The 15,366-nt window shown below is 66.1% G+C and carries 13 protein-coding genes; 5 read left to right on the top strand and 8 right to left on the bottom strand.

What is annotated here, in order from left to right:
- Window positions 1-35: 35 nt before the first annotated feature.
- The 7 genes from LDO86_RS03185 to LDO86_RS03215 all read right to left on the bottom strand — a co-directional run bounded on the left by LDO86_RS03185 (window position 36) and on the right by LDO86_RS03215 (window position 8,028).
- The gene (locus LDO86_RS03185) at window positions 36-1,553 is read right to left on the bottom strand and encodes an amino acid permease (RefSeq protein ID WP_224084268.1); all 1,518 of its coding nucleotides are present in this window, start codon (window positions 1,551-1,553) and stop codon (window positions 36-38) included.
- 47 nt (window positions 1,554-1,600) lie between these two features.
- Window positions 1,601-2,557, bottom strand: a complete 957-nt coding sequence (locus LDO86_RS03190; protein ID WP_018772168.1) for a glutaminase — start codon at window positions 2,555-2,557, stop codon at window positions 1,601-1,603.
- Window positions 2,554-4,152: a helix-turn-helix domain-containing protein gene (locus LDO86_RS03195; RefSeq protein ID WP_018772169.1), complete on the bottom strand. Its 1,599-nt coding sequence runs from the start codon at window positions 4,150-4,152 to the stop codon at window positions 2,554-2,556. The genes LDO86_RS03190 and LDO86_RS03195 overlap by 4 nt, the downstream gene beginning before the upstream one ends.
- 235 nt (window positions 4,153-4,387) lie before the next feature.
- Window positions 4,388-5,140 (bottom strand): maleylpyruvate isomerase family mycothiol-dependent enzyme, encoded by a 753-nt coding sequence (locus LDO86_RS03200; RefSeq protein ID WP_018772170.1) that lies wholly within the window; start codon window positions 5,138-5,140, stop codon window positions 4,388-4,390.
- The gene (locus LDO86_RS03205; protein ID WP_018772171.1) at window positions 5,140-5,982 is read right to left on the bottom strand and encodes a fumarylacetoacetate hydrolase family protein; all 843 of its coding nucleotides are present in this window, start codon (window positions 5,980-5,982) and stop codon (window positions 5,140-5,142) included. The genes LDO86_RS03200 and LDO86_RS03205 overlap by 1 nt, the downstream gene beginning before the upstream one ends.
- Complete coding sequence (locus LDO86_RS03210) at window positions 5,982-7,112, bottom strand: cupin domain-containing protein (protein WP_018772172.1); 1,131 nt, start codon at window positions 7,110-7,112, stop codon at window positions 5,982-5,984. The genes LDO86_RS03205 and LDO86_RS03210 overlap by 1 nt, the downstream gene beginning before the upstream one ends.
- Window positions 7,113-7,221: 109 nt before the next feature.
- Window positions 7,222-8,028 (bottom strand): IclR family transcriptional regulator, encoded by an 807-nt coding sequence (locus tag LDO86_RS03215; protein WP_018772173.1) that lies wholly within the window; start codon window positions 8,026-8,028, stop codon window positions 7,222-7,224.
- Between the two features lie 48 nt (window positions 8,029-8,076).
- On the opposite strand from LDO86_RS03215, the gene LDO86_RS03220 reads away from it, so the two are divergent.
- Window positions 8,077-9,363, top strand: a complete 1,287-nt coding sequence (locus LDO86_RS03220; RefSeq protein ID WP_018772174.1) for an aromatic acid/H+ symport family MFS transporter — start codon at window positions 8,077-8,079, stop codon at window positions 9,361-9,363.
- Window positions 9,356-10,615: an FAD-dependent oxidoreductase gene (locus LDO86_RS03225; RefSeq protein ID WP_018772175.1), complete on the top strand. Its 1,260-nt coding sequence runs from the start codon at window positions 9,356-9,358 to the stop codon at window positions 10,613-10,615. Before LDO86_RS03220 ends, LDO86_RS03225 begins: the two co-directional genes overlap by 8 nt.
- A gap of 181 nt (window positions 10,616-10,796) precedes the next feature.
- On the opposite strand, the gene LDO86_RS03230 is transcribed toward LDO86_RS03225, so the two are convergent.
- Window positions 10,797-11,849 (bottom strand): LacI family DNA-binding transcriptional regulator, encoded by a 1,053-nt coding sequence (locus tag LDO86_RS03230; RefSeq protein WP_018772176.1) that lies wholly within the window; start codon window positions 11,847-11,849, stop codon window positions 10,797-10,799.
- Window positions 11,850-12,066: 217 nt separating this feature from the next.
- On the opposite strand from LDO86_RS03230, the gene LDO86_RS03235 reads away from it, so the two are divergent.
- Genes LDO86_RS03235 through LDO86_RS03245 form a run of 3 tightly spaced genes read left to right on the top strand, consistent with a single transcriptional unit; the run spans window position 12,067 to window position 15,365 of the window.
- A complete protein-coding gene (locus LDO86_RS03235) occupies window positions 12,067-13,428 on the top strand; it encodes an extracellular solute-binding protein (protein ID WP_026266211.1) in 1,362 nt (453 codons plus the stop codon).
- A 6-nt stretch (window positions 13,429-13,434) separates the two neighbouring features.
- Window positions 13,435-14,445 (top strand): sugar ABC transporter permease, encoded by a 1,011-nt coding sequence (locus LDO86_RS03240; protein WP_018772178.1) that lies wholly within the window; start codon window positions 13,435-13,437, stop codon window positions 14,443-14,445.
- Window positions 14,442-15,365, top strand: coding sequence for a carbohydrate ABC transporter permease (locus LDO86_RS03245; RefSeq protein ID WP_018772179.1), 924 nt, complete (start codon window positions 14,442-14,444; stop codon window positions 15,363-15,365). Before LDO86_RS03240 ends, LDO86_RS03245 begins: the two co-directional genes overlap by 4 nt.
- Window position 15,366: the final 1 nt, after the last annotated feature.

The following is a 15,366-nucleotide window of genomic DNA, read 5'->3' on the forward strand; positions in this document are numbered from 1 at the left end:
TTCTTTGGCTCGGAAGGTTGGCGGAAGGGATGGGGTCAGGAGATGGGGGTGCGGTTGGCGATGACGGGGGACTTTCCGGTGTAGCCGTCGCGGGTTTCGGCGATTTGGCGGATGCGGGTGCGGCAGGCGTACCAGCCGGCGACCATGAGGATGGAGGCGATGGCGGTGACGAGCATGGTCAGGGGTGAGTCGATGAAGACCATGATGAGGACGCCGATGAGGAAGAGCAGGGAGAGGTAGCCGGTGTAGGGGGCGCCGAACATGCGGAAGGAGGGGCGGGTGACCCAGCCTTTGTCGGCCCAGCGTTTGAGTTGGATTTGGCACAGGACGATGGTGGCCCAGGTCATGATGATGCCGACGGAGGCGATGTTCAGGACGATTTCGAAGGCTTCGGCGGGGACGAGGTAGTTCAGGGGGACGCCGAGGAGGGAGACGGTGGCGGTGATGGCGATGCCGCCGTAGGGGACGCCTGCTTTGTTCATGCGGGAGGCGAAGCGGGGTGCGGAGCCGTTGACGGACATGGAGCGCAGGATCCGGCCGGTGGAGTAGAGTCCGGCGTTCAGGGAGGACAGGGCGGCGGTGAGGACGACGAGGTTCATGATGACGTCTACGCCCTGGACGCCGATGGAGCCGAAGAAGGTCACGAAGGGGCTGACGCCTTTTTGGTAGGAGGTGAAGGGCAGCAGCAGGGCCAGGAGGATCACGGAGCCGACGTAGAACACGGCGATGCGGAAGACCACGGAGTTGATGGCCTTGGGCATGATTTTTTCGGGGTTTTCGGTTTCGCCGGCGGCGGTGCCGACGAGTTCGATGGAGGCGTAGGCGAACAGGACGCCCTGCATGAGGATGATCATGGGCAGCAGGCCGTTGGGGAAGATCCCGCCGTTGTCGGACAGGAGGCTGATGCCGACCTGTTGGCCGTCCACGGGGGTGCCGAAGATGACGAAGTAGGTGCCGATGATGAGGAACGCGACCAGGGCGGCGACCTTGATCAGGGCGAACCAGAATTCCATTTCGCCGAAGACCTTGACCGAGACCAGGTTCAGGGCCAGGACGACGATGAGGGCGGTCAGTGCCCAGGCCCACTGGGGGACGTCGGCCATCCAAGGGATGTAGTTGCCGAAGAAGTGCATGTAGAGGGCGGCGGCGGTGATGTCCACGATGGTGGTGGTGGCCCAGTTGATCCAGTAGAACCAGCCGGAGACGAACGCGGCTTTTTCGCCGAAGAATTCGCGGGCGTAGGAGACGAACGAGCCGGAGGAGGGCCGATGCAGGACCAGTTCGCCCAGGGCGCGCAGGATCAGGAACGCGAAGAACCCGCAGACCGCGTAGGCGATGACCAGGGACGGGCCCGCGGCGTTGAGCCGGCCGCCGGCGCCCAGGAACAGGCCGGTGCCGATCGCGCCGCCGATCGCGATCATCTGGATCTGCCGGGGCTTGAGGTTCTTGTGGTAACCCTTGTCCTCCGCGTGCAGGGAGGTCTCGGACGCATGCGCGTGACCACCATCAATTATGTGGTCGAAGCCAACCTCGTCATTGGGGTTGTTGGGCATGGGTATTTCCTTTCGATCCGGGGAAGATCTGTCTTGGATGGGAAAAACTAGAAAACTGACCAGCCGGTGCGGTCGGAGAGGTCGGCAAGGGCTGCCGTGCCGGCGAGGGAATTGCCCTTGGCATCCAGGCGCGGGCTCCAGACGCAGATGGCGCACTGGCCCGGCACGATGACCAGTATTCCGCCGCCCACCCCGCTCTTTCCGGGCAGGCCCACGCGGTAGGCGAATTCGCCGGCGGCGTCATACATGCCGCACGTCAGCATGATGGAGCCGATCCGCTTGGCCTCGCTCCGGGACAACACGGTGCCGGCGGCTCCCTGTCCGTCATTGGCAAGGAACAGGCCGGCCTTGGCCAACTCCGCGCAGGTCATCATGATCGAACACTGGCGGACGTAATTCTCCACCACTGATTCCGCAGGCTGCGTGAGGTTCCCGAAGTCCTTCAGGAAATGCGCCAGGGCAAGGTTGCGGCTGCTGCCGGCCAGTTCACCGGCGGCAGCTGCCTCGTCAATGAACGGCCCCTGTCCCCGGCTGTCCGCCTGTCCCTGGTGACCCGCTTGTCCGGTCAGGAACCGCAGGAGGTGCGCGGCGGCGTCGGGCGTCTCCTGCATCAGGTGGTCGGTGACCACCAGCGCCCCGGCATTGATGAAGGGGTTGCGCGGGATGCCATGTTCGGCCTCGAGCTGAACCAGGGAGTTGAAGGCTGTTCCGGACGGTTCGCGCAGCACCCGAGACCACAGCCGGGCGGACCGGCCGCCCTGCAGCGCCATGGCCAGGGTGAAGACCTTGGAGATGCTTTGGATGGAGAAGGGGACATCGGCGTCACCGGAGCAAAAAACGTCACCGGACGTGGTGGCGACGGCAATGCCAAACCGGTCGAAGGGGACCTTGGCCAGGAAGGGGATGTTGCGGGGTACTGCACCCGTTTCCTTCCGCGGACGGTGACGCCGGACGATGTCCTCGAGGAGGATGTCCAGGGGTGGTGCGCCGAGTGTTGTGGTCATTTCCTGCCTGAAGTGTCGTAGGAAGTGGAGGCCCACTCCTGGAGGTGGAGCAGCGCCACCAGGGAATCCCTGGGGCTGCCGAAGTCGAGGCCGGTCACCCGGGTGGCTTTGGCCACCCGGTAGTAGACAGTGTTCTTGTGCAGGTTCATCCGCCTGGCGCATTCGGCGACGTCGAAGGACGCATCGAAATACGTGCGGAGGGTGTCGGCGAGTTCGGCGTCCTCCTGGAGGAGCGCTGCCAGGCCGCGGTGGCGGAACGGTGAGGTGTGGAAGTTCCGCACCGCCTCGCGGTAGAGGATTTCCGCTTCGAAATCGCCCACCGCGGCAACCGTGCCGGGTTCTGCCGTGCCCACGCAGGCCAGCAGCGCCTCCGTCACCCCGGTCACCGTATGGAGGGACAACAGGTCCGGCACCAAGGGGCCCACGGCCGCGAATGGACTGATGCCGAGGTGCTTGCGGGCATCCCGGACGATTGCCTCGGCAAGGGAACGCAGCCCCGATTCCGCGGTGCTGGACTGCAGGTCAGGCACGATGATGGCGGTGTCACCCTTGAACTGGCCCACGACGGCGGTGGGCTTGTACGCGGCCGCGTGGATGGAGGCGAGATTGGCAAGTTCCCCGTGCTTGAGTGCGGCGTCGTCGGCGCGCGAGTCGGCGTCGGACATGCCGATGAGGATGAGGGCGGCGGGACGTTCCGAAGGGATTTTTCCGCTGTGCGCGCTGGCGGCGGCCTCCGCGGGACCTGACAGGATCCGAACAATCCGGTCCTCCCGCATATGGACGGACTGCTGGTTGCGGTACCGGATCAGTTCGGCCGAGACGCGTGCCGCGGATCCCGTGAGGACATACTCAACGTCCGGGCCGAACCCGGCTCCGGTCTCCTGGAGCCAGATGTAGCCCATGATCCGTTCGCCGGCAAAGAGCGCGATGGCCACCCGTTCCCGCAGCCCGTCCTGGGGCCGTGCGGGTACCCGGACCGGCTGCCGGGTGCGGTGCAGTTCGCGGTAGGCGCCAAGATCCTTGAGCAGCAGTTCGTATTTGCGGGGGCCGCGCCGGGCCAGGATGGAAGCCTTGCGGAGTTCGTCGATGTCATTGGTGACGGTGGAGTAGGCCAGGACCTTGTTGGCCGCATCCTCGATGAGCACGTGGCTGGACGTGAGCCGCGCTGTGGTCTGGGCGATCGCGAACAGGTCTTCCTCGAGCAGGGTCAGCACTTCGCTCTGGTAGCTGCGCGGCTGGATCCGGTCCTTGGCTATGGAGAGCAGGCGGTCCCAGTCTGCTGCCGGATCCACCAGCAGCAGTCCCGATCCGGCTGCGCGGAGGAGTTCTTCCGCTTCCGCCAGGTCTTCGCGCTGGCCCTTGACGGCGACCACCGGGGGCGGGTCCTTCAGGAGGCGCCGGAGGGCAGGCAGCGCCGAACGGCCACGGACCCCGATGAGCAGGACAAAGGCTTTGCCGGCCTGGGCTGCTTCATCGTCGGCGTCGACGATCAGGAACCGTTCGATGTCCGGCGCCGAGGGGGCCGGGCGAAGGATGAGGCTGGCGAAGCCGAGGGGAAGATCCGAGAGGATGTCATCCACCGTAACCGCGGCCATGGGTTGTCCTTTTGCGTCGATCCCACCGGACGGCTCTGTCCGGTCACCTCATGCTATCCAGCGTCCTGGGCTGATTTTATGGAACCTGCTCCAAGTCCAGGGGATCCTTTTTAGGCTCCAGCCTGAGGCGACGCACCGCACGTGACGGGACATGCGGGCAGGAACGCCGAAAGGCGGGCCAGCCGGTGCTGGCCCGCCTCTGGTGCGGTGCTGTGGCGGGTGCCGCGGCGGCCTGTCAGATCCAGGCCGGTGCCGGCGGCGCCGGGGTAGCTGCTTCGCCGTCGCGCTTCGCCGTGGTTCCGTCCGTGCCGCGGCCCGCGGCCCACTGGGCGATGGCGGCCAGTGAACCGGACACCACGGTGGGCGACGGGGCGGCGGTGTCCCCAAACGACAAGCCGGTGCCGTCCACTGTGATGAGGAGCCCGGCATCGGTGCCGCGCACATGCCAGGCGCCGGTGATGTCCTTGAGCAGGCGTTCCAGGACGGGTGCAGGGATGTCCTTGAAGGTGGCCCCGTTGTCCAGGTCCACGGCGTGGACCCAGACTTCGCGGGTGCGCATCCACGCGGTCTCTTCGGCCGGGACTGTCCTGCCCTGGACGGTTTTGACCTTGTGGTGCCAGTTGGCGGCGGGCAGGTCGCGCCATTCGACGTTCAGGTGCACGGCGGAGTGGTCGAACAGGTTCCGCAGGGCGATGGGGCTGAGGGTGGCCCCGAAGTCGATCTCGTGGTTGCGGACCTCAACGGACGGGTACATGGGTGTTTCCACCCCGGTGGCCGCCCACTCGACCAGACGGGCGATGGCCCTGGCGTTGTAGCCCACGTGGGCTACAACGTGGCGGCGGGTCCAGCCCGGCAGCAGCGAGCCCCCGTCCAGTTCCGCGTCGGGAAGCTCGTTGAGCTTGCGGGCGAAGAACGCGGTGCCGCGCCGCGCCTGCAGCAGCCCCTCGAGCAGGACGGGGTCGGTGGCCTGGTCGTGCCGGGCAACCATCAGGCTTCCTTGACCACGCGGTTGGTCAGCTGGCCCAGGCCCTCGATGGTGGTGACCAGGACTTGGCCTTCCTGCAGGTAGCGCTTGGGGTCCTGCGCGTGGCCCACGCCGCCGGGGGTGCCGGTGGCGATGACGTCGCCCGGGTTCAGGGTGATGATGGTGGAGATGTAGGAGACCAGGTATTCCGGGGTGAAGACCAGGTCGCTGGTGGGGGTGGACTGCTGGACGTCGCCGTCCACTGCCGAGGTCATCAGCGGCCCGGGGGTGAATTCGTCCTTGGTGACCAGGGCCGGGCCGAACGGGGTGGACTTCTCCCAGGTCTTGCCCTGCAGCCACTGGATGGTGCGGAACTGGTAGTCGCGCATGCTGATGTCGTTCAGCACGGAGTACCCTGCGATGTGCCCGGCAGCCTCTGCCTCCGGGATGCGCCGGCCGGCCTTGCCGATGACGACGGCGAGCTCGGCTTCCCAGTCCACGGTGTCCGATTCCTGCGGCAGCGCGAGGTCATCGTTGGGCCCGATCAGCGACTCGGCGTACTTGGCGAACAGGGTGGGGTACTCGGGGACCTCGCGGCCCATCTCCTTGATGTGGTTGCGGTAGTTGTGGCCCACGCAGATGATCTTGCCCGGGGAAGGCACGACGGCGGCGAGGTCGGCGCCGTCGAACGCGTGCGTTGCGCCGTTGGCATCCTTGGCGATGGTTTCCCAGTTGGGGTCCTGCAGCAGGGCCCCGACATCGGAAAAGCCCGGGATTTCGGTGAGGGTCTCGCCGTCCTGGCGGACCGCCGTCGTGCTCTTGCCGCTGCCGGTGCCGGCGGGGAGGCGGAGGGTGAGGAGTTTCATTACTTGGTGCGTCCTTCGATGTAGGTGCGGTTGAAGTTCAGGCGCTCAAAGATGGGTGCGTCGCTGAACCGGAACAAATCAAACTCGGATTCGGCCTGCAGTGACCAGGCGGCCCAGGACGGCACCACGAAGAGGTCGCCCTTGGCCAGGACCTTGGTTTCGCCGTTCAGGGTCACGGTGCCTGTGCCTTCGAAGACCTGCCAGACGCTGGAGCCCACCTCGCGGACCGTCTCCGTCCAGGCGCCGGCGCGGAGCCGGTGGAACTCGGCGCGAATGGTGGGCATGACGTCCCCGCCCGTGGTCGGGTTGGTGTACCGAACGGCGGCGTGGCCCTGTGACACGGTGGCCGGGTGGCCCTCGTCCTCGAGGAGCAGCTGTTCGCGCAGGGCGGCGTCGGTGTACTTCCACCGGTACGCCGCGATGGGGGAGTTGGTGGTGTCATCGAGGCCGGAGAGCGGGCGGAGTCCGGGGTGGGCCCAGAGCCGCTCGGAGCGGGAGATGTCCGGGGTGGCTTCGTCGGTGACGCGTTCGGTGCCGAACTCGAAGAACCCGGCGTCCGCGTAGTGCACGAACGGGATGTCCAGGCCGTCGATCCACGCCATGGGCTCGTCGGTGTCGTTGTGGTGGCCGTGGAAGTTCCAGCCCGGGGTGAGCAGGAAGTCGCCGCGGGACATCCGGACAGGGTCCCCGTTCACCACGGTCCACACGCCCTCGCCCTCGACGACGAACCGGAACGCGTTCTGCGAGTGGCGGTGCTCCGGGGCCGTTTCACGGCCGCCCAGGTACTGGATGGCCGCCCACAACGTCGGGGTGGCGTAAGGCGTGCCGGCCAGGCCCGGGTTGGCCAGCGCAATGGCGCGCCGTTCCCCGCCTCGGCCCACGGGCACCAGGTCCCCGGCGCGGGCGGCCAGGGGGTACAGGTCATTCCAGCGCCAGACGTGCGGCACTGCTTTCGGGGACGGGACCATGGGCATCAGGTCCGCGATCTCCGTCCACAACGGAATCAGGTTTTCCTTATCGAAATCCCGGTACAGCTGCTCAAGCTGCGCAGCCTCCTCCGGGGTGGGCTCGGGAACGTGGTGTTCCTGCGCCACGGATTCGTGCGTTTGGTTTTCAGCGCTGATCGACACTGGCCTTCTCCTTGCGTGCGGACTGACTGCGACGTGGATTCGACCCTAGGGAAGATCTGCTGTGATCCCCAGCATATTCTGGCATGCAGAATTCCTTCGGCCCTGCCGGTCAGCTTCCGGCTGCCCCGTCCGCCGGATTGGCCGCGATGTCTATTTCCAGCTGGCGCCGGGTCTCCATCATGACGCCCACCAGCCCGGCGTCGAACAGGGGCCGGAACCGTGCTACGGGAGTGGCCACGCTCAGGGCGCCCACCACCATGCCCTTGCCGTTGTGCAGGGCCATCCCAAAGGCGCTGATTCCCTCCTCGGTACCCTCGAAGTTGGCGGCAAATCCGTTGGCGCGGACGGACTCAAGCTCGCGCAGGAACGCGGGGTAGTCGGCGTCCGGGATGTAGTCGCCGCCCAGTTCCGCGTTGGGGCTGCGGAACAGCTGCTCCAGCACGGCGGGATCGAGCTCCGCCAGGATGGCTTTCCCGCCCGAGGCTTTATGCGCGGGGAGCAGGGTCCCCTGCCGGTCCCCGACGCGAAGGATGTTGGTGCTTTCCACCGTGTCCAAAAAGCGGACTTTCGTGCCCACCCGGATCATGAGGTTGACGGTCTCGTTGGTGCGCGCGCACAGCAGTTCCATGTGTGGCCGGGAGATGTCCCGCAGCTGGCGTGTCCAGCTCAAGCCCGCCGGGCCGGCGCCCATCGCGGGGCCCGGCACATACCGGCGCGTTTCATCCTGGACCGCGAAGCCCCTGTACACCAGCATGGCCAGGAGCCGGTGTGCCGTGGACGGCGCCACGCCGAGCTCCGCCGCAGCGTCCTTGAGCCGCAGGCTGCCGACGTCCCGCAGGAGCTGGAGGAGCTGCAGGGCGTTATCCACCGCTTCGATGGAGTAGGTGGGCTTCCGCCGGGCAGGAAGATTCTGCATGACAGAATAATATGGGCGCGCTGGTATGACTGCCAGCACAGTGGTGGGATGAATCACACAACTTCCGCTGCAGCGCCGCAGCGCACGGCCGCCCCCACCTCGGGCGCAGGCCTTTCCGGGTTCCCCCGGCGTTCCGTACTTGCCGTCCTGGTGTGCTGGCTGCTGGTCGTTTTCGACGGCTACGACCTGATCGTCTACGGCACCGTCCAGGGCTCACTCATCAGCGACACCGGCTGGGGCCTGACCAAGGCCACGGCCGGGACCATCGGGTCCATGGCCTTTGTCGGCATGATGATTGGAGCGGTCTTTGCCGGCCGTATGTCCGATACCTGGGGCCGGCGGCGCACCATCATCGGCTGCGCCATCGTTTTTTCCGCGTTCACCATCCTTTGCGCCTTTGCCCCCAATGCGCCGGTCTTCGGCGGCCTCCGCCTGCTGGCCGGCATCGGACTGGGGGGCCTGGTGCCCTCTGCCAACGCTTTGGTGGCCGAACTCGTGCCGGAAAAATGGCGGTCAACCATCGCCACCCTGATGATGTCCGGCGTTCCCATCGGCGGCTCCCTCGCCGCGCTGGTGGGCATACCGCTGATTCCGGCCTTCGGCTGGCCCATCATGTTCCTCGTGGCCGTCGTCGCCCTGGTGGTGGTGATCCCGCTGGGGTTCCGCTACCTGCCGGAAACACTGGCACCCAAGACAACCGGCGGCAGCACCGCGAAGGAGTCCGTGGGATTCGGCTCCCTGCTCCGGGCGCCTTACCTCGGCACCAGCCTGCTGTTTGCCATCGGCACCCTGGTGACCCTGTTCGCCTGGTACGGGCTGGGCACCTGGCTGCCCAACCTGATGCAGCTGGCCGGGTACAACCTTGGCTCCGCCCTGACGTTCGCGCTGGCGCTCAACCTCGGCGCCGTGGCGGGCTCGGTGCTGACCGCCTGGGCCGGCACAAGGTTCGGGCCCATCCCCACGGCGATTGCGGCAGCGGCGGTGGCCGCCGTCGCCCTGGTGGTCCTGGTGTCCGGGCCGCCCGTCGCCGTCGTCTATTTCATGCTGGTGCTGGCCGGCGTGGGAACGCACGGCACCCAGTGCCTGATTATCGCGGCCGTGGCCAGCCACTATCCGGCACACCTCCGCGGTACTGCCCTTGGCTGGGCACTCGGCGTGGGCCGCATCGGGGCAGTGGCCGCACCGCAGGCCGGCGGGCTCCTGCTCGCAGCGGGCCTGGGCGTCAACTCAAACTTCCTGGCGTTTGCCGGAGCAGCCGCCGCAGCAGCAGTCCTGCTCGCAGCAGTCGGCATCAAAATCAAGAAATCAACAGCAGTAGGAGTTTCCAATGTCTAACGTCAAAGCGTCCACCGACGTCCTCGTGGTGGGCGGCGGCATGGCCGGGCTTGCCGGAGCGCTGGCGCTTCGCGAAAACGGCGCCGGCGTCACCCTGGTTGAAGTGGCACCGGCCTTCGGTGAAGTGGGTGCGGGCCTGCAGATGGCCCCCAACGCATCCCGCGTCCTGAAGCGCTGGGGCCTGCTGGAGAAGGCGCTGGAAATTGGCGTCCAGCCCAAGCACCTGGTGTTCCGCGACGCCATCACCGGCGAGGAGCTGACCCGCCAGACCCTGGGCGGTGAGTTCGAGGAGCGCTATGGCGCCCCCTACGTCGTCATCCACCGCAGCGACCTGCACCGGATCCTGCTCGAAGCCTGCCAGGAAGCCGGCGTCACCCTGGTGAACGACGTCCTGGTGCAGAAGGTGGAAACCGACGGCGACCGGGCCCGCGCTTACGCCGCCAAGGGCGAGGTCTTTGAAGCCGACGCCATCCTGGCTGCGGACGGGCTCAAGTCCACCTTGCGCGGCACCGTTGCCAATGACGGTCCGGTGAATTCGGCCTACGTGGCGTACCGCGGAACCGTGCCCATCACCGAGGAGACCCCGGCCGCGGACCTGGAGGACGTCATCGTCTACCTGGGACCGGACTGCCACCTGGTCCAGTACCCGCTGCGCAAGGGCCAGCTGCTCAACACCGTGGCGGTGTTCAAGTCCCCGTCCTTCGAGCGCGGCGAAGAGCAGTACGGCGGCGTGGACGAGCTCGAGGCAGCCTATAAGGACTGCGTCCCCGCTGTGCAGGAAGCCCTGAAGAACCTGGCCACCGGCATCCGCTGGCCCATGTACGACCGCGACCCCATCGAGAACTGGGTTTCCGGCCGCATGGCACTCATCGGCGACGCCGCCCACCCGATGCTGCAGTACCTGGCCCAGGGTGCCTGCCAGGCGCTGGAGGACGCGGCAGTCCTGCAGGACGTGGCCCGCGAAAAGGTCTTCACGCCCGAGGGCATCGACGCCGGCGCCTGGGAAGCTGCCTTCCGCGGGTTCAACGAAGCCCGCGCCGCGCGGACGGCCCGAGTGCAGCGCACCGCCCGGATCTGGGGCGAGTCCTGGCACGTGGGCGGCGTGGCACGCGTCCTGCGGAACATGCTGTTCAAGAGCCGCGGCGACAACAACTTCCAGTACAACGACTGGCTGTACGGGCGCGGTGAGCCGGGCGTTCCCGCGGAGGTTCCGGCCGGGGTTCCGGCGGGGTCCAGGCTGGTGGAAGCCTAAGCACTGATTTTCCAGGGCGGGCGTACGACGGCGGGTGGCTCCCGCCGTCGTACGCCCGCCGGAGCGGCCCCCACCTGGACCCGCGCCAGCGGGGCCTTTCCAGGCAGGAAGTCGTTGACGCCATCGCCCGCCGCGGACGTCCGGGGGGGGGGGGGGGGGGGGGGGAATGAGCCTCGCCTTCCTATAGTCGTGCAGGGCCTGTGGACTCCCGGATGGTCAAGTGGGTGGGCATGACCGCCAGCTGCCGGGCGGCTCTTCCCGCCAGCGGGTTGAGCTGGGCCAGCAGCATGGACACCGCCACCCGGCCGGCCTGTTCGATGGGACTTGAAATGGTGGTCAGGGGCGGGTTGCAGAAGTCCGCGCCGAAGATGTCATCGGACCCGATGATGCTCATGTCCTCCGGGACGCGGATGCCGCGGGCCTGGAGGCGCTGGAGCATGCCGATGGCCAACAGGTCGTTGAAGACGATGCAGGCAGTGGCACCCGTCCTGACCGCCGCGTCTGCCGCGGCAGCCCCCGACGTCGTCTTCGGGGTGTAGGGCCCGATCCGGTGGACCTCCATACCGCGCCGTTTCGCGTCCTCCTCGAAGACCTTCCACCGCATCTGGTTTGACCACGACGTGGGTGGTCCGGCGACGTAGCAGACCTTGTGGTGGCCCAGGGAGGCCAGGTGTTCCAGGGCCTGGATGATGGCCGACGGCGTATCGATCATGACCGTGGGAGCGCTCGTGGAGGCGCGGTTGAAGGTGACCAGGGGCTGCGTCCGCGAGACCTCCGCCAGCTGGGCGTCCGTCAGGCGGGAGGCAGCGAGAATGAAACCGTCGGCGGATTTGCGCATCTTGTGCAATGCATCGAGTTCCACCTCGTTGGATTCTTCAGTGTCCACCAGCAGCTGGGTGTAACCGGCTGCCTTGAGCTGGTGCTGCGTGCCCCGGATGATGTCGAAATAGAACGGGTTGGTGATATCGGGCACCAGCACCGCCACGGCGTTGGTGCGCCCCGAACTGAGTCCCCGCGCCTGGGAGCTCGGCACGTAGTTCAGCTCCGCGGCTGCCTCTTCGATCCGCTGCCGGGTCCTCGCATTGACCCGGTCCGGCCGCGACAGGGCACGTGACACCGTGGAGGTGGCCACTCCGGCCAGTTCCGCCACGTCGCGGATGGTGGGCGGCCGGTTTGCACCGGCGTTAAGGTCTAGCGCACCGCGCGTGGTGGCTTCGACGGGTAGATCAGCCATGACGCTGGACCTTTCCTCGCTGGCTGGACGAACCGTCGTCGACAATTAACGCCGGCGAGGCCCCTGACTCTGTGCCTTAATCCCACCATTTTTGGCAACTTTTGGCAACCGCTTGCCGGAGTTGTTGCATCCTTCCTAGACTGGCATTCGAGTCGCCTGCAGTGATTTCCGCCACAGGACGGATGTGGCCATGTGGGTGTCCTAGAGGAGAAAAACAATGAGGTTTAAATCGACTACTGGGCTTGCGGCGATTGTTACGGCTGCAGCACTGGCCCTGACCGGTTGCGGTTCGGGTTCCGGGACCGGTGGGGGAGGGTCCACGAATGCGGACGGCAAAGTGGACGGGACGGGCAAGACGCTGAACGTCCTGACTGGCGTTCTCAGCCAATACCCCGAGCAGCAGAAACAGTGGCAGAGCGATATTGCCGCCAAGTTCAAGGCTGAAACCGGGGCCGACGTGAAGTTTGAAACCTTCGCCTCGGCCAACGACGAGCTCACCCGCATCCAGACTTCCGTGGTCTCCGGCCAGGGGCCGGATGTCTACGGACTCGGCACCACCTTCACCCCCACGGCCTATGCCACCAAGGCCTTCGTCACCCTCTCGGATGACGACTGGAAGAAGGTTGGCGGCAAGGACCGCTTCAACCAGGCTGCCCTCGGTATTTCCGGCCCGGACAAGGACCACCAGGCCGGCATCCCCTTCGTCAGCCGCCCGTTCGTGATGGCGTACAACAAGGACCTGCTCGCCGCGGCCGGCATTGACAAGCCCGCAACCAGCTGGGACGAGCTCGCAGCCCAGGCCAAGAAGATGACCAAGGCTGATACCTATGGCATCGCCACGGGCTACAAGGACAACTATGACCCCTGGAAGTTCATCTGGGCCATGGCCGTCCAGGCCGGAAACCCGTTGGTCGACGGTAACAAGCTCAAGATGGACGACCCCACCGTCAAGAAGGCCTACCAGACGTACTTCGGCTGGTTGACCCAGGACAAGGTCGTTGACCCTGCTTCCGTCGGCTGGAGCAACAGCAACGCCGTGGCGGCCTTCGCCAGCGGCAAGGCCGGCTACCTGATGATGACCACCTCCAGCTCCATCCCCACCCTGGACAAGTCCGCAGTTGCCGGGAAGTACGAGTACGCCCTGATGCCCACGGTCGCACCGGGCGAGACGCAGTCCAAGTCCGATGGCGAGGCCGCCAGCATCCTCTCGGGCGACAACCTGGTGGTGGCTGATTACTCCAAGCAGAAGGACCTTGCCTTCGCCTACATCAAACTGATCACTTCCAAGGACGAGCAGTTGAACTACCAGAAGACCTTCGGCGACCTGCCTGCAAACGCCGAAGCCCTGGCCGCTCTGACAGACCCCAAGCTCAAGCCGGTGGCTGACGCCGCCGCCAAGTCCAAGGCCACACCGTTCACTGGCGCCTGGGGCGATATCCAGCTCGGCCTCCTCAACGTCACCGTGCAGTCGATCCCGGACCTGGCCGCGGGCAAGGTGGACGAGTCAGCACTCGAACAAAGGATCAAGGACGCCCAGAACAAGGGCCAGGCTTCCCTGGACCGGGCCTCCAAAGGATAGGTTCTGATGTCAACCGACGCCTCTCATGAAGTCCGGCCTGCGGTGGATTCCGCCGCGGGCCGGGCGCCCCGCGATTCACACGACGCCGGGCAACAGCCCGGCCACCAGGGCGGCCTGCGCCGCAAGGGAATGAGCGAACGCAACCGGCCGCTCTGGATGCTGATCCCGGGTGGGGTCCTGATGATCATCATCATCGTGGTCCCGCTGCTGCTGGGCATCTACATGTCCGTCCTCAACCTGGACCAGTACACCCTGCGGAAATGGATCAGTGCGCCGCTCATCGGAGCCGAAAACTTCGTTGAAGCGGTGACGGCATCGCCCTTGCTGCACGCCGTCTGGCTCAGTGTCAGCTACTCGCTGCTGGCCATGGTGGTGACGCTGCCGCTGGGCATCGCCGCCGCGGTGGCCACGCAGAACGCGTTCAAGGGCCGGGCAGTGATCCGCTCGGTCTTCCTCATCCCGTACGTCCTCCCATCCTTCGTGGTGGCCACCGTCTGGCGCACCATGCTCCAGCCCGGCGGGATCGTGGACGAGGCCTTGGCCACCGTGGGGATCCACGTGGGGCTGTGGCTCAACGGCCCGCAGACCTTTTGGACGCTGGTACTGGTCCAGATCTGGGCATCGTGGCCGTTCATCTACCTGCTGGCCCTGTCCGGCCTGCAGTCGGTGGACCATGAGGTGCACGAAGCGTCGGCACTCGACGGTGCGCTGTGGTGGAACAAGCTCCGGTACGTGGTGTTCCCGTACTTGAAGGGCCCGCTGGCTCTGGCCTTCCTGATCGGGATGCTGCACCACATCAACAACTTCACCCTCCCGTTCGTGCTGTTCGGCGTCCCTGCGCCGGCCGACGTCGAAGTCCTCCCCATCCTGACCTACGTCACCAGCTTCCAGAGCTTCCGCTTTGGACTCAGCGCCGCAATGGCCTTCATTTCCCTGGTGCTGATCGCCATTCCGCTGTTCGTCTACCTCCGTGCCGTCAAGCTTGACGACGCCGAAACACCAGGAGCGAAGAAATGAGCACCACGACAGCCACCCGGCGGAGTGCGTCAACCGTTGATGTTGACCGTCCGGGCTCGCACCGCCAGCATGAGGTGCTCCGGCTCCTTCCGGGCCCCCTGCTGGTCATCATCCTGGTATTCCTCGGCGCACTTGTCCTGATCCCTGTGCTGTACATCTTCCTGGCTTCGGTGAACTCGGACATCGGGGTGGCCAATGGCGAGTTCTGGCCGTCCTCAGTCACATTCGATAACTACTCGAAGATTTGGACCAGCGTTGGCCTGGCCACCGGCCTCACCAACAGCGTCCTGGTGGCGGGAGCAACCGCGGTGGTCTCCGCAGCGATGTCCATCTCCACTGCGTTCGTCCTGGTCCGCTACAGCTTCCGCGGCAGGCTGACCATCCTCCGCGGGCTGCTGGCACTGCAGTCGGTGCCCGGAACCCTCATGGTGCTGCCGGTCTTCGTCCTGTTTTCCTCGGCGGCAACCTACCTCGGCATACAGGTGATCGGAACCCAGTGGGGCCTGTTCGTGACCTACCTCACCTTCGCCATGCCGTTCTCCACCTGGGTGATGGTCACCTACCTTCGCGGGCTTCCCAAGGAACTTGAAGAAGCAGCACGGATCGACGGCGCGTCCCACCTTGGCGTCCTGTTCCGGATCATCCTTCCGCTGAGCTGGCCCGGCATTGTGGTTTCGGGCATCTTCGCCTTCCTGCTGGGCTGGAATGACGTGTTGTTCGCCTCGGTGATGACCCGCCCGGAAAGCCAGACGGCCGCCGTCGCACTCCAAATCTTTGGTGCTTCGCAGGAAGGCGGCGCCATTCCGTTCTACGGCCAGATGATGGCGGCGGCATTGGTTTGCGCCGCTCCTGTGGTCATTCTTTACCTGATTTTCCAGCGTTACCTAGTAGGCGGGCTCACCGCCGGAGGAGTTAAATAAC

It is taken from the genome of Arthrobacter sp. StoSoilB19 (assembly GCF_019977275.1).
Lineage (GTDB): Bacteria > Actinomycetota > Actinomycetes > Actinomycetales > Micrococcaceae > Arthrobacter.